Below are 19093 nucleotides of genomic sequence, written 5' to 3'. Positions count from 1 at the left end.
ATTGGGAGATATCGAGCAGTTCATCGGTTGGCTGTTCGCTTCAAGCCTAGAGCCATGGATTATTGACTCCAAAAACCGCGATGAAGGGCGACAATTTCTGCTTCTACCTCAGCGATTGGCCCCCAGACTGCGATCGCCTTTTGCCCCCGCTCAAACACATAGCGGCAGGGCACATCTAGCGTGGGGTTTGCGGCATGGTTGCCCGTCAGCCCCAGCAGCATCTGCTCTGAAACACCGTAAACTAGCCGCCCCACATTAGCCCAGTACTGCGCCCCGGCGCACATCACGCAGGGTTCAACCGTGGTGTAAAGCGTGCAGCCCCACAAAAAACCGGGGTCAAACTCAGCGTAGGCCCGCCGCATCAGGGTTGATTCGGCGTGGTTTACCGTATCTATATTGCCCTGCTCTAGCAGCACGGTGGTATGGTCAGAGGCCACCAAAATCGCCCCAAAGGGGTGGTGCCCCTGGACCATGGCCAACTGGGCTACCTGGTTTGTCCGTCGTAGATTCTGAACTATCTGTGTAGAGGTAGGCTCATTCATAGGTTTAATTCGTAATTATTTGTAAGCAATGGTAGAGCTTAAAATCATCGAATTACTACCTTTTGAGCCAGAGTAAATAGAAATAATCTCCATCCAATGGCGAATGACAGACTAAAGGAGAAAAACTATCCTAATAGTATAGGAAGCTTAGCTTGGAATCAATATTTTATGTTGATTCCAAGTTAGCGTTACTTCATTTTAACAAAAGCTGTTTCTTGACATTTTCCCATGAAAAACAAAACTTTGGCCACTTGGCTAGGTACTGGTGCGCTTGCTCTAAGCCTCGCTGTTCTGCCTTCTACTCTGCCCGCGTCTGCTCAAACTAACACCGATCCAATTACTCCTGGTAACACCGTCACCACCACCAACGATGACTATGGCGACGACGGATTTGACTGGGGTTGGTTAGGTCTTCTTGGCCTAATTGGTCTAGCAGGGTTGAAAGGTCGCGATCGCAATCACGACACCAGCACCAGCTACGCCGATCGCACAACTGCAACTTCCACTAACAACCCTCGCTACTAAAGCAAGGAGCATCGTGCTCTGATGCTTAATAAAACAGAAGGGGTCATCAGCTGATGGTTCCTTCTGTTTTTCTGTAATTACAGCTATATTTAATTACGCAAATAACCTCCACTACTTGGCCAAGTAGTGGAGGTTATTTGTAGGTTATCTAGAATAGATTTACCTGGTTAAGATGTGAACATCCCTAAGGTAAATCTATTCAGCTTTATTTCAAAGATGCAGCTGGATCCGCAATGTACTTGAAATCAGGCTCAGAGTTCCAGGGACCACGCTCGTCTTTGCCGCTGTCATCAGTAGAGAAGTTGTAGTACAAATCTACCGTTTCATCGGGCTGAATGTTGCCAAACATCGGGTCGGTCAACTTGCCCATAGCGTCTAAGGCGTTCATGAACATTTTGGTGTGAGAAATTTCCCGAGTCAGTAAGTGGGTGAGAGTTTTTTTAGTGCCCTCGTCAGTAGCAAGCTTAATCAGGGATTCGTAGGTCTGGCGAGCGCCAGCCTCGGCGGCAATGTTGGCCCGCAGGTCTCTAACAACATCTCCACCTTCGTTGAGGTAGCTAGCCGTCCAGTTGTTGCCCTGGCTATCGAGGAAGTGAGGCCCCATACCGCGCACGGCAAATAGCGTGCTGTTGTAGGCTTCGGTTTGGTCGGTGTTTTTGGTGTGGATTTCAATCAATTTGCCCACCATTTCTAGGTGGCCAAATTCTTCAACAGCAATATCCTGGAGCATGTCTTTGATGCTAGGATCTTCAATGTGGAAAGATTGCACCCAGTATTGCAGTGCCGCCGAAAGTTCGCCGGTAGCACCACCAAACTGCTCTAGCAGCAGTTGGGCAAATACAGGGTTAGACTCATTGACTTGAACAGTATGGACAGGATCTTTCTTGTGAAAAAACATAAGTTCCTTTGGTGATCTTTTCTAGCGACTACGAGAGTAAGCTCAGTGTAAGAAATAAGCATTTCTGCTGAGTTCTTGATTTATTCAAAAAAGGCAATCTAAGGCCGAATCCCATTAGATTAGAGCAAGACAATTTGGCTACAGGGCTAGCCAAGGTCGGCCAGGGTCTAAGCAAAATTCTGTTTTCTAATGGTGATGCCTGAGACTTTAACGCTGCCGTTAAAGTTTGGCTAAGCCGCTGATTTGCCTTTAATTACTGCGCTTGATCACACCTTAAGGCGGGACAAACAAAGCCTCCTCTATATATGTAGGGAGAAGTCGGGAGTCTAAATGTAGAGGTGGTAATTATGCACTACTCAAATCGACGGTAGTCGGTCGCTCAGGACAAAAAGTACCCCGAGCGCCGGAGGCGGGGCATTGTTCGAACTACCAGCGATCGCCCCGGCTACTGCTCTAATACACTGCGGCAGAAATGACCCTACTGTTTAGAATGCTTGAAATACCTGTACCCTAAGGATTTTTCACTTTTAATTTTGCATTTTGAACTCCGCATAGCGGTACTAGCAGGTCCAAATTGGTAGATTTTTGGAGCGTTGGCGAAACCCAATGAAGCAGACTGCCCTTGGGTTTCGCATTGTTTTACCCAACCGACGATGAATCCTTCGACTTTGAGCCTAGACAAAGTTCGCGGCGGTAATATCAGCCGCATCGGTCAGCAACAGCTTTGCCATCGCATCAAACGATGTGGCGTTCAAAACAAAGGTGTTGCGCGCCTCTACCCCTGTCCCCTGGGCCAAAATGACATCAAAAAAGGCGGCGTTGGTGAGCTTGTCAACCGCTGCGTCAAAGTCCAGCACGGTGGTGATACCCGGGCCGTCAGACAGGCCAAAGGTGTCTGCGCCCTCACCGCCAAAGGCTGTGTTGTTGCCCGCGCCGCCATCGAGCAAATCACTGCCGCCAAAGCCGAATAGGGCATCATCGCCCGTGCCGCCCAGCAGGATGTCATCGCCATCGGAGCCTTCAAAGCTGTTGGTTCCGGCCAGGCTCCGAGTGTCGCCGCTGATATGGGTAATGCCAGCAAACTCGCTGCCAAAGGTGTTATTGGCCACGACAATGTCTGAGAAGGCTTCGGTCGGCTCTCGATGGTCGAACGCTACCGCTGAGGCGGCGATCGCATCAAAACTATTGCCGCTAATGTCAATATCCGATTGCGTGCCCTGGGCGGTTGTGCCCTCGGCAGCCGCCAACCGAATGCCGTAGAACGCATTGGAAACGCTATTGTCGGTGATCTCAACCGCCGTTAGATCGCGATCGTCTAGGGTGACGATGCCGTCGTAGGCTCCAGAGAAGGTGTTGTCGGCAATGGTTACATTCGCGGTGGAGCTGGCCGAGCCGTCATCGTCTAGGGAGAGCTGAAGGGCGTAGCGGGCGGCGGTGAAGGCCGCCAGTTCATCGGCAAAGTCTGTGATCCCCAGCTCAACGACGTTGTTCAAAACTTCCACATTTTGAGAATTGTCAATCTGAATGCCCCGCCGACCTACGACCCCGGCATCGTCATGAACGCCTACGTTATTGGCAATCCGCAGGCCATCCACATTGTCAATGCGCATGATCGAGGCATCGTTGCCGGTGATGCCGTCAAAGTAGTTGCTCGTAATCGACCAGTTAGCGCCGCCCGAGGGTGCCCCGCCGGTACCAAAGCCGTTGGTAATAAAGGTTTGGTTGTTGGTGGTCAAGCCCACAAAGTCGTTGAATGCGATCGCAACATTGCTGAAATTGACGCTGCCATCGCTGCCCCCCTGAATGGCGGCGGTGTCGTTGGTGAACTCAAACCCCAGAATCGAAATATTGTCATCGGCCAGGGTGAACGAACCCTCAAGCACTGATTCTGCGCCGCGAGCGGCGGCGTTGCCAGCCAGGCCAAAGTTGGCCCCAACCAGGGTCAACCCTTTATTGAGGGTGACATCCTCGCTGTAGGTGCCCGCCGCTGCCAACAGCGTATAGCCATCGGCGGCGGCATCCACCGCCGCCTGCATGCTGCTGAAACCGCCCACCAGGTTGTTGTCAGCGTCGAACAGCTGTACCGGCTGGGAAGACTGTCCCCCCCCACTCAACGCGGCCACCAGCGTAATGTCGGGATCAGAATTACCCAGCGACAGGGGTCGATCTAACAGGTTGCCCAGCAGGCCCAAATCTTTTGGCTCAGTCAACGTCACCAAGCCCTGGCCATCCGCGCCATCGACGGTGTCGTCCTTCAGCAGACTGATAATTTGAATAGCGTCGATCGCTTCCCCATCCGCCAGGCCAAAGTCGCTTAAATCAAAGGCCGTCGCAAACAGCCCCGTGCCGTCTGCGGGGCCATTGACGGCAGTTTCGTCATAGCTGTCAAAGAACTCGTAGCGAAACGGGGTGAACTGGCCGGTTGCTGTACTGCGCACGGCGACGGCGTAGTCTTCCGGCACTCGGGCAAACCCGTTTTCATACACGACAAGATCATCCCCCGTCTGGTTCACGGGGCCAAGGCCAGTATTCCAAGTCAGTTCTAGGGTTGAGCGGTTGAAAAGATTGCCTAGGGTGATAGATTGCCCGCTGCTGCCGCCGACTAGGGAGCCGACTGTATTGTCTAAAAGCTCGGGAAATTGCAGTCCAGACCCAAATAAGAGCGTTCTAGAAGCACCATCGACGATCGAGCCGTCGGTCACTAAATCACTCTCGTCAAAGGTAAACCCAGCGATCGCAAACGTAGCCATGGTATTTAAAATCCCTTAAACGCACACCTGCCTTTAAATAGTGAGGGATTATGGGTTGGCGTGTGTAAAGAGAAATAAAGCAAGCCTATATTGGGGCTGGATCAAGCCACCCCCAGGTGGGCGTATTCCCTTTACCAGTGGGTTTTTAGCCCCTGTAGCCGCATCATTTCCTGAAGCGATCCTATAGCGCCATTGGGGACAATGTCGGGCGGGTAATGGACAGGGGCACTGGCCGATACCAGCCAGCCAGCGGTTACCCCCGCCGCCGCCCCGGTCTGCCATTCGCCATAGTGAATGCGAGTCGAGGAGCTGGCAATGTGGGTGGCCGCCAGGGTTTTACCGCCAATCAGCAGGTTATCGACCCCCCGGGGAATTAGGCTCTCTAACGGGATCTGCACGGGCTTGACGTGGGGCTCCTGGGCAGGTGCGGTAACGGCTTCGCCCGAAGGCTGCCAATTGCGGTAGCGGCAGCCGTGGATATCGATCGCATAGTGGGTCAGCCCTACAGCCGTGGGGCTGAAGTCGCGCTGACCAGCGAAGTTGTAGCGCAGATCGTTTTCGCGAATCATAAACTCGTCTTGGCCATAGGCCGCGCGGCCAACAATTCGCCGCCCTTCGCGAAAGTAGGGCACCATACTGAGGCCCGACAGCGTGCCCATGGGGCTATCGGCTCCGTAGAGGTAGGCCAGCGGGTAGTTGGGGCCAGATTGGGTTTCAATCAGCCAGCGGGCGAAGGTAAGGGCGTTCTCTTCGCCAAATTTAAGGGCCGATGCCGACAGCCCCCCCATCCAGTTTTGATGCTGACCAACGGCCTCTAGATCGGCGGCTTTGAGAATCAGGGGCGGATCCATCCAGTTCCAGTCGTTGCCCCGGTTCCAGTTGATCATGGAGATGTCGCCGGGGGCGGGGGCGCTGGTGTAGGGGTTGCCCCGGGTTTGGCTGACGATGCGCCGGTAGTGAAACACGCTCTTGCCCGCAAAAAACGGAAACCCCTCTAAATCAAACGAGGCCTGGTGTTCATGAATGCCGTGGGTGGGCGACAGCCGCGCCAGGGCGGCCAGGCTGTCGCCGCCGTCGTTATGGATGCCGAGGGCAAAGGGGTAGGTAAAGGCCTGGGTACAGTCGGGGTTGTCGAAGGCGGCGGCGTTGGGCTCCCCCGTGGTCGCCTGGGACTCAGACCCCAGGCGATAGGGCACCTTGGCCCAGGCCACCAGCTCGGCGGTATCGGTGGCGTCGATCACGATCATGCGCTGGCCGGGGGGCGGCTGGAGCTTGACGGGCACGCGGTCAAACTCGGCGGTGGGCGACCAGCTATACCAGTTGGCCAGCTCTGCCGATAGCCGCCCCTGGGGCCGATAGCCCGGATCTTTAGGAATGCGCCGCACCCCATATACCGCTGTAATGTGCCGCCCAGAGGCGTCAAACTCGGCTCCTTTAAACGCCGTCATGGTGGCCCAGCGGCTGGCGGGGGCGCTGGGGTTGGTATCGGCCAAAAACTGCTCGGCGGCCTTGGCCCCGGCCTGGGGCAAAAAGCACAGGGTGCCGACCCAGCAGCTGTTGATGTCGGCCACCGATCGCGACGTTCCGCCAGGGCTCCAGGCCGGTAAAGTAACCACCTGCTGCTTGATCAGCTGCCGAAACCGTAGCCAGCTGGGGGATAGATTGTTGGCCTGGCGCATGCGCAGCGATTCATCGAGGGCAGAGACCCCCTGGGAGCTAATCTGCCCCCCCAGCCAGGGGGCAACTTCGATTAGGCAGGTGGTGGCACCACTGGCCATGGCGTGGGCGGCAGCCGCCACCCCGCCGAGGGAGCCGCCAATAACGGCCACCTGGCATTCCCAGACTTCTTCAAATTTAGGCAGGGGATCGATCTGAGGGCGACCGTTAAATACGATGGGCTGGGGCACATCCCGCAGCCCCAGGGCCGGGGCAATGTCGCCGCCTGCGCCGGGCGATGGGGTGGGCGACCAGCGAGAGGCCGTGAGCCCGGCGATCGCCCCCACCCCAAACATGATGGCGGCCAGCCCCGGTATATATCGCCACTGTGTGCGCCAGTTTCGCCGCTGAGTCTGCCTGCGATCGCCCTTCACACCTAAATCTCGGTTAACGCTGCCAAGGTTTTAGCACACCTTCCCAAAGAGAGAGCATCCTTTGGCATGCTCTGTTACAGGCCGCTCCAGACCCAGGTGAACCTGATACAGTAGCCACAGATTCGCTACCTTCTGCCCTATGCCCCCCGATCTGCCCTTCGTCTCCAACCCCGCCGCCGGTGCCGTCTCTTCCTCCTACCCATGGACGGGGGCCGACGAGGCCGTGGCGCTGCTGTCGGTCGAGGCGGTGCAAAAGTACCTCAACCGATCGCGGGCCTCGGTCTACCGCTACGCCAACACCGACCCCGACACCCTCAACCCCCCCTACGACCAAACCAAGCTCAACCCCGAAGTGCGCCGCGACAAAGACGATCCCCTGGAGTTTCGCCCCCAGGAAGTGCGCCGCTTTGCCGAAGAGGTGCTGGGCCTCCACCCCACCATTCAGGTGCAGACCCCCGAGGAGACAGTAACCCACGACCTGATGCGGCAGATGCTTCAGGAGCTGCGGGCGATTCGGCACCTGCTAGAGCAGCGGGGGGAGTAGATCGGGGAAGAGGGATATCCGTAATATTCCAACGCCGTCGGGAATGTTAGATTCAAAGGTGGTTTAAACCTGTAGGCTTGATTGGGCCAAAGGTCAAACCTTTGGAGCAAGCAATGTCATGGATTGATTGCTATAACCTTGCATATGGTTTCAATGGAACCGTTTTCCCCCTCAAGATCGTCGATACTCTCGTCCAAGATGAGTACACGCTGGTGGTGGGCTCAACCGAGTCTATCTCCAATGGGTTGATGTGTGGGGTTGGATAGTTGGGATGATCTGGGCTTTCTGGGCCTTGGCCTCGACCTCAGATACGTATCCCTTGTTGCTTTCAATTATTTCACTGTATGGATTCTGCCAGTCAACCGGATACCCCTGCGGGGGAACCTCCTAGTCCTTCATCTAGTGTGTTGGGCGTGTTAATTGCGGTACTGACCCTAACTCTGCCCCTGTTTGTAGTCGCCCATTTCTCAGCGGCGACGGCAAAGCTAGAACAACCTCCAGCCTTCGTGGTACCGGCTTCGACGGGGCGCTAGGGGGCAAGCCGGACGGAATGTCTGGGCGTTCACGAAATGTCCACGACGGGGAATCGCCCCGCTTGAGGCGGCTGATTTGTTTGCGGTCGGCGGGCTAAACCATGCGGAAAATGGGTCACCGGCCCGTAGAATACTATGTCGTAAGGGCATTTGCAGGAGTCTGGTGGCCACCTTTAGCGGTGCGCACAGCTTTTAAGCACAGGCATTGAGCCTCCTGCTGCCCTGTTAACTCAGCTTTTTATTGATTGGAGTAGTGTTGTGGATCTATCCCGTATTCCAGCTCAGCCCGAGCCTGGACTGATTAATGTGCTGGTGGAGATTACCGGCGGCAGCAAGAACAAGTACGAGTTTGACAAAGACCTGAACGCGTTTATTCTAGACCGGGTGCTGTTTTCGTCGGTGAAATATCCCTACGACTACGGCTTTGTGCCCAATACCCTGGCCGACGATGGCGACCCCCTCGACGGTATGGTGCTGATGGATGAACCCACCTTTCCCGGCTGCGTGATCGCATCGCGCCCCATCGGCATGCTGGAGATGATTGACGGCGGCGATCGCGACGAAAAAATCCTCTGCGTGCCCGCCGAAGACCCCCGCTACAGCCACGTCAAATCGCTAGATGACGTGGCCCCCCACCGCCTCGACGAGATCGCCGAATTTTTCCGCTCCTACAAAAATCTGGAGAAAAAGGTGACCGAGATTCTCGGTTGGCAGAACGTTGACAAGGTCGCGGCCCTCGTAGAGCAGTGCATTGCGGCGGCCAAGTAGCGCTTAGTCTCTACCCACCATAACCATCCAAACAAAAGAGGGATGCTTCGTCGGCGAAGCATCCCTCTTTGATAAGCAAACTCGTGGAAAGGTCTAATCCCGCCGAGCGGGACTAAACCATCCAGACTTAGTAGAGTTCTTCTTCTTGGTGGGTCATGATGGTGCAGTCGGAGGTGGGGTAGGCAACACAGGTGAGCACGTACCCAGCGCCGATCTGATCATCGTCCAGGAAGGACTGATCGGATTGATCAACGGTGCCAGCGGTGATTTTGCCAGCACAGGTGGAGCAAGCCCCAGCCCGGCAGGAGTAGGGCAGGTCTAGACCCTGCTCTTCAGCAGCGTCAAGAATATAGGTATCGTCGTCTACGTCGATGGTTTGGTTGAGCCCTTCAGCCTCGTTAATCAGCGTAACCTTGAAGGTTGCCATGGTGCTATCCTCTCGTCAAATACAGATTGCAGATCGATCTTTAAGCTACAGAACACCCTTCGGATAACGTTTCCAGGATTTGCTCTGAGCAGACCTAACACAACTTTGATACTACGGGAAAACCTGAAGACTGTCTTGCCTTTTTCGCCCTTGGCTGAACGGGATTCGTAATCAAACCGATTAGTTATGGATTGGTTTGCTTATATCCGTCAGGATCCTAAACGGTAGACAGTGGCGATCGCCCCATCAAACCCGTATGGCTGTTTTAATCATTGACCCCAAAAAAACAGGGCAGCCTGACGACTCAGGCTGCCCAGCAGCGGATTGAACAATGGAGGCCAGCTAGACCGAATGGGTGTACTTAACGCCCCGGTAGGTCATTTCAACCTCATGGTGATGGCCACCTAGTTGGGGAAAATGCCGACGGGTGGCGGGGGCACCCCGATAGATGCCGATGGTTTCTACACCGTCGCTCTGCACCGTAGGCAGGTGGGCCTCGTACTGGGCACCGCGATAGGACAATTTCATGACACAAACTCCACGTTAAGGGTATTGGTACGCAGCGGCGCTACCCTCAGCCTGGTTCTGCTAAATAACGAGCAAACATGCTGAGCAAACTGTAGCTTACTTAACAGTTTAGATCCGCAAAGTCTGATCCATGTAGGCAGAGGCTACATTTGCAATGAATATTTATTGAGGGAGCCGGGTCAAGGGCCGAGGGCGTTAGCGCAGTCCGATGCCTGGCTCGGCACCCTCGGGCCTTCCAACCCCGGCTCTTTGCAGGCCTACGCTTTGCGGCTGTTTTCGGCCATCTGCAGGTTAAACTCGGCCTGGGTGAGCAGAGCCGCCACCTGGCAGGCCATGTCGGGGGACAGGGCTGGCTGGCTCTCGGTGACAAAGTCGAGGTAGCCGTTAAAGGTGCGCATGATGATTTGCTTGTTTTGCAGCATGGTGATCTCCTTAAAATAAGCCGCCGACAAACGGGTGCTGCCCCATGATAAAAGCTGCCCAACCCGAGAGGCTAATGTCGTTATACTGAATCGGTTTGATGAGCAGGGGTGAGCTGCATCCATGGCCGATTTACTGTTGTTTTGGCACCGCCGCGATCTGCGCCTGGGGGACAATGTGGGGCTGGCGGCGGCGCGCGATCGCACCCCCCAAGTCATCGGCGTATTCTGCCTCGACCCCGGCATTCTCAAGGGCGACGACGTGGCCCCGGCGCGGGTCGCCTACATGATCGGCTGTTTAAAGGCATTGCAGAACAGCTATGCCCAAGCAGGGGGCCAACTGTTAATTCTCCAGGGCGATCCCCGCAAACAGATTTCGGCTCTGGCCAAGGCGCTCCAGGCCGACGCAGTGTACTGGAACCGCGATGTAGAGCCCTACTCGCGCCAGCGGGATACCGAGGTGGTCGATGCCCTCAAAGCGGCGGGTGTTGAATTTCGCACCACCTTTTGGGATCAGCTGCTCCACGAACCGGGGGAAGTGCGCACCGGGGCGGGGGATCCCTACACGGTATACACCCCCTTCTGGCGCAACTGGGTGAAGCGCTCTAAGGCAGCGCCCCTGCCTGCGCCAGAGGGGCTAAAATCCCTCAGTGCCAAGCAGACCGAGGCGGCGCAGCAAGCGGGCTGTATCGATCTGCCCAGCGCGGCGGACCTGGGATTTGCTTGGGAGAACGGGTTCCCCATCGAGCCGGGGGAGCAGGCCGCCCTGGAGCGCCTGGAGGCATTTTGCGACGGCGACCGGGACATTGCCACCTACGACGAGCAGCGCAACTTTCCCTTTGTGGATGGCACGTCGCGGCTCAGCGCGGCGCTGAAGTTTGGGGCCGTGGGCATTCGCACCGTGTGGGCCGCCGCCGATGCCACCTACAAGCGCAGCCGCAGCGACGAAACCCGCGACAACATTCAAACCTGGCAGCAGGAGCTGGCCTGGCGCGAGTTTTACCAGCACGTGATGTATTTCTTTCCAGAATTGGCCGACGGCCCCTACCGCGAGCCGCTAAAGAATTTTCCCTGGGTCAACAATGAAGACCATTTTGCCGCCTGGTGCGAGGGCCGCACCGGCTACCCGATTGTCGATGCCGCCATGCGCCAGCTCAACGAAATCGGCTGGATGCACAACCGCTGCCGCATGATTGTGGCCAGCTTTCTCACCAAAGACCTGATCGTCAACTGGCAGTGGGGCGAAAAGTACTTTATGCAGCATTTAGTGGATGGCGACCTGTCGGCCAACAACGGCGGCTGGCAGTGGAGTGCCTCCAGCGGCATGGATCCTAAACCGCTGCGCATCTTTAACCCCGCCAGTCAGGCCCAAAAGTTTGACGCCGAGGCCGAGTACATTCGCCAATGGGTGCCCGAGCTGCGATCGGTGGATGCGGGGCCGCTGGTGACGGGGAAGATTGGGGAGCGCGATCGCAGCGACTACCCGGCCCCCATTGTCGATCACAAAATTCAGCAGGCCCTGTTCAAAGACAAGTACAAAGCCCAAAAAGGCTAGGGAAAGGGTTCAGTCAGCTTCATTGCCCTCGGGCTTTAAACCCTCTGCCCTGGATAAAATAGAACAAAGGCAAAGCTCAGATCGAGTGAATCTCCCTGCGTTCCCCACCTATGATTCAAGTTGTCGTTAGTCCCTAGTCGGTTTTGGAAACCGTCGATAACTTACGATTCTTTAAATTCACCGATGCCCTTCAAGATCGGCTAGAAGATCTGCTGGAGAAAAATAAGTTAGGTGATCTCACCGCCGAAGAGGCGGACGAACTTAACTCTATCAGTGAGCTTGATCGCCTATTTACCTACCTTAACTCCCTGCTGCTAGCTCAGTAATGTCCATCTCGTTAGTGCTCAAACAACAGGTGCGCCAGTGGGCCAACCGTCTGTGTGAATACTGCCACTCTCCCGAAAAAATTAGCACCGCGCGCTTCACCATTGACCACATCTATCCCCGCTCCCTCGGCGGTTCAGACGGTTTAGGTAACCTGGCGCTCGCCTGTGGCCGCTGCAACCAGCGTCGCTACAACTTTATTGTGGGTCGCGATCGCGAAACCCTAGCTATGCTGCCTCTGTTTCATCCCCGCCAGCAAAATTGGGTCGACCACTTTATTTGGAGCCCCTCTTCTCGCCGTCGCGTTTCAGGTAGAACCAGGCGATGGTGACGGGGCAACTTAGCCCCTGGAGGTGGACCCGCTGTCCCGGCTTGGGCAACTCAAAGAGGTGCCGTTCATCGCTGAGTTTGCGGTCATAACGCACTCCAGTAATGGCATGCAACTTCAGCCTGCGAATGCCCTGGAGAAAGTCCACACTACCGAAGGCGGTATCCGCTAGCACTCTGACTTTGAACGCTCGTTTCAGCCACTTGGGCAGCTGCCGCACCAGGTTCAACCCCAGTTGGGCGGCAGACGGTTGACCTTTACCCCGGTAAACGCGAAAGCTTCAGGGCACCCGCCAGCGCCCGACGATCAGGTAGAGCACCACCAGATGCACGCCTCGTTTGCCATGAAACACGCTGATGAGATCCGAAAAGGCTTTGAACTTGCCTCGTTTCTCCAGCGTCGTCATGTCCAGAATCACGTGCAGATGGGGCCGACGGCCCCGAGGTCGATAGCGCTTGAGCTCTTGACCTCGGGGCCTGGCGCACGTGGCGGATAACCTGCCGCACTGACCAGGTGTACACCGTGAGAAATCGCTTAAGACGCTGGCAGACTTCAGGTGACTATGCTCGGGCAACGGTGCCCCTTGCGCTTTGAGAAACAGTTCTAGGAAGGCTTTCAGGCTTTGGCGCTGATAGGCACTCGGCATCCCAGTAGATTAGCGCTTGGGCGCGGGCAAGAATCTTCATGGTCCTTGCTATCTATACGCTTCACGCCCTTTTCTCTCATCCCCCTGGCCAGGGGGCAAGATCTGAGTAGATGAAGTAGTTAAATAAAACCGATCAAACAGGCCAGGGAGAATTAGCGCCGGGGCGCATTGGGTGGGCGATCGGTCTTGGCCTGGCCCACCGCCAAAACACCCCAACTCGATAGGTTAGGCATAGGGCGGGATGGCTGGCGGCGATTCGCCAGGGCCACCAGTCCGCAGAGTTGACACATGGCTTATCCCTTCCGAATCACGTAGTAGTCGTTCATGATGTCGTGGGGCAGTTCCTTCATGTCGATCGAGCTAAACCCTGCCTGGGCGAGCATTTCGCTCGCTTTTTCGCGGCCCCACATGGTGCCCAGGCCCATGCCGCCCTCGGCTAGCGACACCGTCATGCAGTGCATGCACGACACGGTGTAGAGAAAAGGCGCAACGGGATGGTCGAGGTTGCCGCTGACCTCGCTGGCGGCGCGAATGTCCTGCATCAGGTACAGGCCGTCGGGGCGCAGGGCATGGCGAATGTTGCGCAGCACGCGATCGGGGTGGGCTTGGTCGTGGATGGCGTCGAAGGTGGTGATCAGGTCGTAGCGATCGCGCTCCTGGAGATTGGTCACATCCTTGACCTGGAACTGTACGTTGGTGAGGCCGTGGGCCTGGGCCTCGGCGGTGGCAACGGCGATCGCCTGGGCCGAAAAGTCATAGCCCCGAAACCGACTGGCCGGGAACAGCGCCGCCAGCTTATTCATCGCCCGACCGCTGCCACAGCCCACATCCAGCACGTCAATGCCCTGCTGCAGCCGCTCGATCAGCCCCGGCACTAGGGGCAAAATGTAGTCTTCCAGGGCCGCGACAATGGTTTGGCCGCTGTCTTCGGCCATCACCTCATGGAAGCGGCCAAAGGCCGAGTAGGGAACGCCGCCGCCCGCCTTAAAGCATTCGATAATCTCGTCTTCTACCGTGGCCAGGCCAACGGTGTGCTGAAAAAAGGTGGCCATATTTTCAGAGCCCGCCGCACGAGTCAGAAAGGCCGCGTGCTCGGCGGGCAGGCGATAGGTTTTGGCGGTGGCGTCGTACTCCACAATTTGTCCTACGGTGAGGGCGTTGAGCCATTCGCGCACGTAGCGCTCGTGCAGACCGGCGGCGGTGGCAATCTGCTGACTGGTGGCTGGGGGCAGGTTGGCCATCGCATCAAACAGCTGAGTGCGGTGGCCAACCGACACCATCAGCGACAAAGCGCCCTGGTTGAGCATGGTCAGCATTTCACCGGCAAAGGCTTCGGCCTTGGCGGCATCAAAGGTGGTGGGTGCAAGTTGGGCGGTCATGGGGCCTCCTGGGGATGTGTTTTATTTATACCAACTAGTCTGTATGTTAAGCGGCGCGATCGCACCTGTCAATGGCCACGAAATTACGCTTTGTAACGCTGATGGCCCAAAAATCCTGCTTTGCTGCACTCAAGGTGTCAGGGCGAACGGCCTCAAGCCTGCGGCTGAGCGACGTCTACGTCTCCCGGGCTGACTTTGGTAGGGTCAGGATGATATGTTTTGAATTTGGGGTTAGATCGAGGTCGGCGCACGCCCTGGCGCTTCTGCAAAACAGGATCGTTTAGTCAGAAGTGGCGGTGCCGTTGGGGCGCTAGTGGCTAAGGCGATTCGGACGTTTGCAGGTGGGCCGTCCATACGCGCTCGAAGGAAACGTTTTCCTGACGAAAGGCTTCGCGCAGGGTGTCGGCGTCGGTGGCCTGAAATTCGCAAATGCTGCGGCTGCGGTCTTTTGAGATCAGGGTGCGCAGTTTTTGGATGCGGCGGACGCTCAGGCAGGGGTGAAGGGTGGGATTGGCCCTCATCTCCTCAAAATGGGCTTCTGTGAGGGGAGGGGTGTAGAGGGACAAGACCAAAATGCGGGCCGCGGTCGCTGGTGGACGACGATTCTCAGAGTTTGCGATCGCCCCGGAGTTGACGATGGATGGAGCAGGCGAGGATGGGACGGCAGGTGGGGGAGAGGGGCGATCGCCCATTCCTGACCCCAGCTTGGGAAACTCGATCACATCGGCCGCCCAAATGTGGTCGAAGGGGGCACCCGCTGCATAGCAAGCCTCGCGCACGGTATCGGCGTCGGTGGCGGCCATCTCGCAGAGGGTGCGGGTACCGTTGGGCGAAATATACATGCCCAGTCGCTGGATGTGGCGGGCCTTCAGACAATCTTGAGAGCGTTGGATAAACGCCGTCAGCTGCGCCCCGATCAGCGGCGTGGAGTGGGTTGCTTCAATCAGAATTGTAGCCATGGCACTAACGGGTGGGAGAAACCGTGGTCTTGAACGCTTGGGCGGCGGCGGCCAGGGTTTGGGTGGCGCGGTGGCTGAGTTCCTGGCGGTGGGCAAAGGTTTGCAGTAGGGGCCAGGCTGGCTGGGCCTTGTCCAGTTGGCCGGTGGCGATCTGGGCTTTAACTAGCAGCGACCCAGCTATGACCACATCGCTGGGATGGGCTACGACATGGGCGGCGGTGTATGCGGCGATAGCGTGGGCTAGGGCAGATTCAGGACGGTGGCGGCTGAGATCGATTTCGGCGGCACCGCTGTAAATATAGGCAAGTTTCCGGGGCGCATCGAGGTCGTGAAGGGTTTGGATCGCGGTGGTTAGAGCGGTATGGCTCTCTGCTTGAGCGGGCGCGATCGCATAACAAGCCAGGGCCTCTAGCGCTTGCCCAAAGGCAACTTCGCTACCCTGGCCCAGCTTTTGGGCGAGGGGCTGGAGGTCGCGGCAGCGGGCGATCGCAGCTTCCCAATGGTGGGCCTCTAGCTCGGCCATGGCCCAGTGGCTGAGAGCCATAGCGACATTCAGATAGATGGGTGGGTCGTTTGCCAGCGTGGTCTCAAGCAGGGCGTAGACCGCGGCAAACTGTCGTCGGGCGGTGACCAGGTCGCCGCGAAAGCGGGCCACAATGCCCAGCCCGCAGGGAATATCGGGCAAAATGGCCTGCCCCCGCTGGGCCAGGGCCTGGGCCTCTAGCAGCAGCGCCTCGGCTCGGTTCATGTCGCGCTCCATGGTGGTGAGGCAGGCCCCGCTAATGGCCAGCACTCGGGCGCTGTGGCTGGGGTGCACGGTGTGGCCCCGCTCCGCCGCCCGCAGAGAGTGGTGGTGCAGGTCGCTGAGGCGATTGTGGTGGTAGTTCAACACCAGCAGCGCCTCTAGGCCAGTGGCTTCGGCCTCTGGCAAGCCCAGATCTTGGGCCGTTTGCAGAGCGGTTTGCAGAGATTGGGCGATCGCAGGCACTTCCTCAGCCCCGACCCCCGCCAGCACCTGCACCTTCAACAACGGCAGTTCTAAGGCAAATTTGGTCTTGGGTTCCAGGTGGGCGCAGTGGCTCAGGCCCTGCTGGGCCAGCTCGGCCACTTCTTCGTAGGCAAACAGCTGTAACCCTCGCTGCGCCGCCTCTAGCGCCGCCTGGGCCGCCAGCTCATGGTGCTGACCCAGGGAGGCGTGGCGGGCGACTTCGCCGATTAGCTCGGGGGTCGAGGCGGCCAATAGGGTTAGGTGCTGGGCGATTTGTCGGTGCATGAGGCACTGCCGTGGGGCCGATATCGAGGCATAGACCACCTGGCGCACCACATCGTGGGCAAAGTCGTAGCGGTTTTGCCCTGCCGCACTGGGACGCAGGATGTTGGCGGCTTCGAGCTGCTCCAGACCCGTAAGCAGATCAGCCAGGGGACAATCGGCCACCTGGGCTAGCAGGTCGGGGGCAAACTGGCGACCGATCGCCGCCGCCCAGGGCAGCAGGGTTTGGGCCGAGTCGGCCAGATGTTTGAGGCGATCTGCAATCAGTGCTTGCAGGGTGCTGGAGTCTATCCGGCCCTGGTGGTGCAAGGCGCGCACGGCTTCGAGGGCAAACAGCGGGTTGCCGCCGCTGTCGTGGTAAATGCGATCGCCATTCATCGAGCCATCGACGGTGCGAATCAGGGCCAGAATGGCACTGTGGCCGAGGGGGCCAATATCTAAAACGCACAGCTGCTGGTCGCGGCGCAGGGTTTGAATCAGGGTGGCCACCGCTGGGTTTTGCTGGAGTTCTTGGCGGCGGGCGCTGAAGACAAACCGTACTGGGGTTGAACGCAACAGCCGCAGGGCATAGTGCAGCAGCGACACCGAGGCATCGTCGAGCCACTGAATATCGTCAAGGGCGATGACCAGGGGCGGCTGGGCGATCGCAAGCTGATGCAGCAGCGCAATTACTTCGTCAAACAGACGGCCCCGGTCGGCCAAGGGTTCTGATGGAATACCCAGCTCGGGCAGCAGTGCACCCAGCTCGGGGGGCAGCGATTGCTGTTGGTCAGAGGGCAGCGATCGCAGCGCATCTACCCAGGCTCCGTAGGGCCGCAGTAGCTCGGCCTCAAAGCCGCGCCCCTGGAGTACCGTTCCAGCCGTGGTCTGCACCATGTGGGTGAGTTCTTCGAGCAGGCGGGTTTTGCCGATGCCGGGTTCGCCGATCAGCAGCAGGGCGGTGTTCTCGGTGCTGAGCCAGGTTTGCAGGGTTTGGTGTTCTGCGGTTCTGCCGACTAGGGGAGCGTTTGGGGCGGGGGGATTGGGGCGCAGTGGGGATGGGGAAGGTGGGGGAGATAGGGGAGGTGGGGCAGTGGAGATCTCTGGCGAAGGCTCGGCGGTGAGGGCTTGCTGGTAGAGCTGCTGGGTGGTGGGGCTGGGGTCGATGCCGAGTTCGTCGCGCAGGGTGGTGAGGCACTGATGATAGACCTTGAGGGCGGCGGCGCGATCGCCTAAGCCCTGATGCGATCGCATCAATGCCTGGTAGCCCATTTCGTGCAGCGGGTCGAGCTGGAGCAGCCGCAGGGCCAGGGGTAGGGCGGCGGCATAGTTTTGCCGCTGCAACTGCTGTTGAATTAACCGATCAAGCGCCAGCATGGCCTGCTGGTGATAGCGCTCTCGCAGGGGCACAATCCAGTCGTCGTAGCACTGGGGCAGCAGCTCGCCCCGGTACAGATGGGTGGCTTGCTCCAGGTGCGATCGCACAGTCAATGCATCCACCGGCTGAGCAGATGCCGTCTGGGCCAAACCCACTTCAAACTCAGCCACATCCAGCTGAAAGGGGCTGTCGGGCAGCCACTGGAGGGTCTTGGTTTGAATGCTGAGATACCGATCCGCCTGGGGCAGCAGCTGCTTGAGGCGGTAGAGTTCTCGCCGCAGACTGGTTTTAGCTTGGGCCTCGGGCAGGTCGGGCCAGAGGGCGAGAGCCATGCTCTGGCGCGACTGGGGGCCGTGACGGTGCAGTAGTAGATAGGCCAGTAGAGCCTGCGATCGCTCTGAGCCCACAGCAATGTCTCCGACCTGGGCATCGGTCAGGTGAAACGCTCCCAATAGCTCAATGCAAAGCATTCAATCTATGCAGCCGCTTAGAACTCTGACTGGAGAACCTGCCGACCTGCCCTCGGTATGCTGTCTTTCAGGCAACAGTTCACCGGAAAATTGAGGGCCATTACCTAACGATAGTAGCGCTGCTCTAACCACTGCCGCAGTTCATGTTCAGAGGTAAAGTGGGCCGCCTGTCTAGAGATCGGGTCGTAAGCCCGCCAGCGCAGATTCCCATTCTGCAGCTGCCGAATCTGAGGTTCGGTGCTGCCCGTCATAGACGAGATCAGGTTCTGCGATCGCTGCTGTAGCCATGCTGATATTCTCCGCCGAATTGATCTTTGGGCTTGGTCAGAAGGGGGTTGGGCGACCAGTGGGGCCGCTGATAGTTGAGAGTCAACACTATGAGTAGGGGCTTTCATGGCCAGTTCCTCGCTTGGGGTTGGGTTAAATTCAGCTGCTCATTCATAAATTGCCGCCGCTTTGAAGGAGGCAGAGCGTGATAGCTACCGTAAAAGTGACTGAATCGCCAGAAGGCTTTGAGCAGTTTCCAGGTGTAGGGTTGCAGGTCTTGCTCACGATCAATGGAGAACCTAGTTGAGTCAAAATTCCACAGCACGGCTTAATCTCCTGATGTCTGGTGGGTTGAAACGCCCCTCGGCGGCGCATCTAGAGATTGGGGGACTACCGGCCAAAGCTAGCGATCCCCCTAAATCCCCCTTAAAAAGGGGGACTTTGAAGCGGACTTAGACCCCCCTTTTTAAGGGGGGAAGAGAGGATCCCCCAACCGTTGCATACGCCCTCCCTC

19 protein-coding genes are annotated in these 19093 nt (G+C 57.7%); 6 read left to right on the top strand and 13 right to left on the bottom strand.

The features are described from left to right. Window positions 1–59 precede the first annotated feature (59 nt). Entirely contained in the window at window positions 60–542 is a 483-nt protein-coding gene (locus tag VB780_RS08865; RefSeq protein WP_323350775.1) for a nucleoside deaminase, read from the bottom strand. 228 nt (window positions 543–770) lie between these two features. Between VB780_RS08865 and VB780_RS08860 the strand changes: the two genes are divergently transcribed. Then, window positions 771–1067, top strand: a complete 297-nt coding sequence (locus VB780_RS08860; protein ID WP_323350774.1) for a WGxxGxxG family protein — start codon at window positions 771–773, stop codon at window positions 1065–1067. A gap of 205 nt (window positions 1068–1272) precedes the next feature. On the opposite strand, the gene VB780_RS08855 is transcribed toward VB780_RS08860, so the two are convergent. From VB780_RS08855 to VB780_RS08845, 3 genes are all read right to left on the bottom strand, one after another. After that, the gene (locus tag VB780_RS08855) at window positions 1273–1965 is read right to left on the bottom strand and encodes a manganese catalase family protein (RefSeq protein WP_323350773.1); all 693 of its coding nucleotides are present in this window, start codon (window positions 1963–1965) and stop codon (window positions 1273–1275) included. A gap of 674 nt (window positions 1966–2639) precedes the next feature. After that, entirely contained in the window at window positions 2640–4715 is a 2076-nt protein-coding gene (locus VB780_RS08850) for a hypothetical protein (RefSeq protein WP_323350772.1), read from the bottom strand. Window positions 4716–4846: 131 nt separating this feature from the next. After that, entirely contained in the window at window positions 4847–6805 is a 1959-nt protein-coding gene (locus VB780_RS08845; RefSeq protein WP_323350771.1) for an FAD-dependent oxidoreductase, read from the bottom strand. A 139-nt stretch (window positions 6806–6944) separates the two neighbouring features. On the opposite strand from VB780_RS08845, the gene VB780_RS08840 reads away from it, so the two are divergent. Both VB780_RS08840 and VB780_RS08835 read left to right on the top strand, forming a co-directional pair. Continuing rightward, window positions 6945–7349 (top strand): resolvase, encoded by a 405-nt coding sequence (locus VB780_RS08840; protein WP_323350770.1) that lies wholly within the window; start codon window positions 6945–6947, stop codon window positions 7347–7349. Window positions 7350–8140: 791 nt separating this feature from the next. Then, entirely contained in the window at window positions 8141–8650 is a 510-nt protein-coding gene (locus VB780_RS08835) for an inorganic diphosphatase (RefSeq protein ID WP_323350769.1), read from the top strand. A 127-nt stretch (window positions 8651–8777) separates the two neighbouring features. Here VB780_RS08835 and VB780_RS08830 read toward each other — a convergent pair whose 3' ends face one another. The 3 genes from VB780_RS08830 to VB780_RS08820 form a co-directional block, all read right to left on the bottom strand. After that, entirely contained in the window at window positions 8778–9077 is a 300-nt protein-coding gene (locus VB780_RS08830) for a ferredoxin (RefSeq protein WP_193968448.1), read from the bottom strand. A 342-nt stretch (window positions 9078–9419) separates the two neighbouring features. Then, a complete protein-coding gene (locus VB780_RS08825) occupies window positions 9420–9605 on the bottom strand; it encodes a DUF4278 domain-containing protein (RefSeq protein WP_323350768.1) in 186 nt (61 codons plus the stop codon). A 257-nt stretch (window positions 9606–9862) separates the two neighbouring features. Further along, window positions 9863–10027, bottom strand: coding sequence for a hypothetical protein (locus tag VB780_RS08820; RefSeq protein ID WP_323350767.1), 165 nt, complete (start codon window positions 10025–10027; stop codon window positions 9863–9865). A gap of 121 nt (window positions 10028–10148) precedes the next feature. On the opposite strand from VB780_RS08820, the gene VB780_RS08815 reads away from it, so the two are divergent. From VB780_RS08815 to VB780_RS08805, 3 genes are all read left to right on the top strand, one after another. Further along, window positions 10149–11579, top strand: coding sequence for an FAD-binding domain-containing protein (locus tag VB780_RS08815; RefSeq protein ID WP_323350766.1), 1431 nt, complete (start codon window positions 10149–10151; stop codon window positions 11577–11579). A 143-nt stretch (window positions 11580–11722) separates the two neighbouring features. Beyond that, the gene (locus tag VB780_RS08810; protein WP_323350765.1) at window positions 11723–11905 is read left to right on the top strand and encodes a hypothetical protein; all 183 of its coding nucleotides are present in this window, start codon (window positions 11723–11725) and stop codon (window positions 11903–11905) included. Next, on the top strand, window positions 11905–12234 hold the full coding sequence (locus VB780_RS08805; protein WP_323350764.1) for an HNH endonuclease signature motif containing protein: 330 nt from the start codon (window positions 11905–11907) through the stop codon (window positions 12232–12234). The genes VB780_RS08810 and VB780_RS08805 overlap by 1 nt, the downstream gene beginning before the upstream one ends. A gap of 277 nt (window positions 12235–12511) precedes the next feature. Here the strand turns inward: VB780_RS08805 and VB780_RS08800 are convergent, their stop codons facing one another. From VB780_RS08800 to VB780_RS08775, 6 genes are all read right to left on the bottom strand, one after another. Then, entirely contained in the window at window positions 12512–12637 is a 126-nt protein-coding gene (locus tag VB780_RS08800; RefSeq protein ID WP_323350763.1) for a hypothetical protein, read from the bottom strand. A 392-nt stretch (window positions 12638–13029) separates the two neighbouring features. After that, window positions 13030–13167, bottom strand: a complete 138-nt coding sequence (locus VB780_RS08795) for a hypothetical protein (RefSeq protein WP_323350762.1) — start codon at window positions 13165–13167, stop codon at window positions 13030–13032. Between the two features lie 3 nt (window positions 13168–13170). Continuing rightward, window positions 13171–14256, bottom strand: a complete 1086-nt coding sequence (locus tag VB780_RS08790; RefSeq protein WP_323350761.1) for a class I SAM-dependent methyltransferase — start codon at window positions 14254–14256, stop codon at window positions 13171–13173. A 317-nt stretch (window positions 14257–14573) separates the two neighbouring features. Continuing rightward, complete coding sequence (locus VB780_RS08785; protein WP_323350760.1) at window positions 14574–15215, bottom strand: nickel-binding protein; 642 nt, start codon at window positions 15213–15215, stop codon at window positions 14574–14576. Window positions 15216–15219: 4 nt separating this feature from the next. Further along, window positions 15220–18312, bottom strand: coding sequence for a BTAD domain-containing putative transcriptional regulator (locus VB780_RS08780; protein ID WP_323350759.1), 3093 nt, complete (start codon window positions 18310–18312; stop codon window positions 15220–15222). A 104-nt stretch (window positions 18313–18416) separates the two neighbouring features. Continuing rightward, on the bottom strand, window positions 18417–18707 hold the full coding sequence (locus VB780_RS08775) for a hypothetical protein (protein WP_323350758.1): 291 nt from the start codon (window positions 18705–18707) through the stop codon (window positions 18417–18419). Window positions 18708–19093 lie beyond the last annotated feature (386 nt).

Source organism: Leptolyngbya sp. CCNP1308 (assembly GCF_034932455.1).
Lineage (GTDB): Bacteria > Cyanobacteriota > Cyanobacteriia > Phormidesmidales > Phormidesmidaceae > Nodosilinea.
Note: the sequence above shows the minus strand (reverse complement) of the source record. Positions and strands in the feature narration are given on the sequence as shown.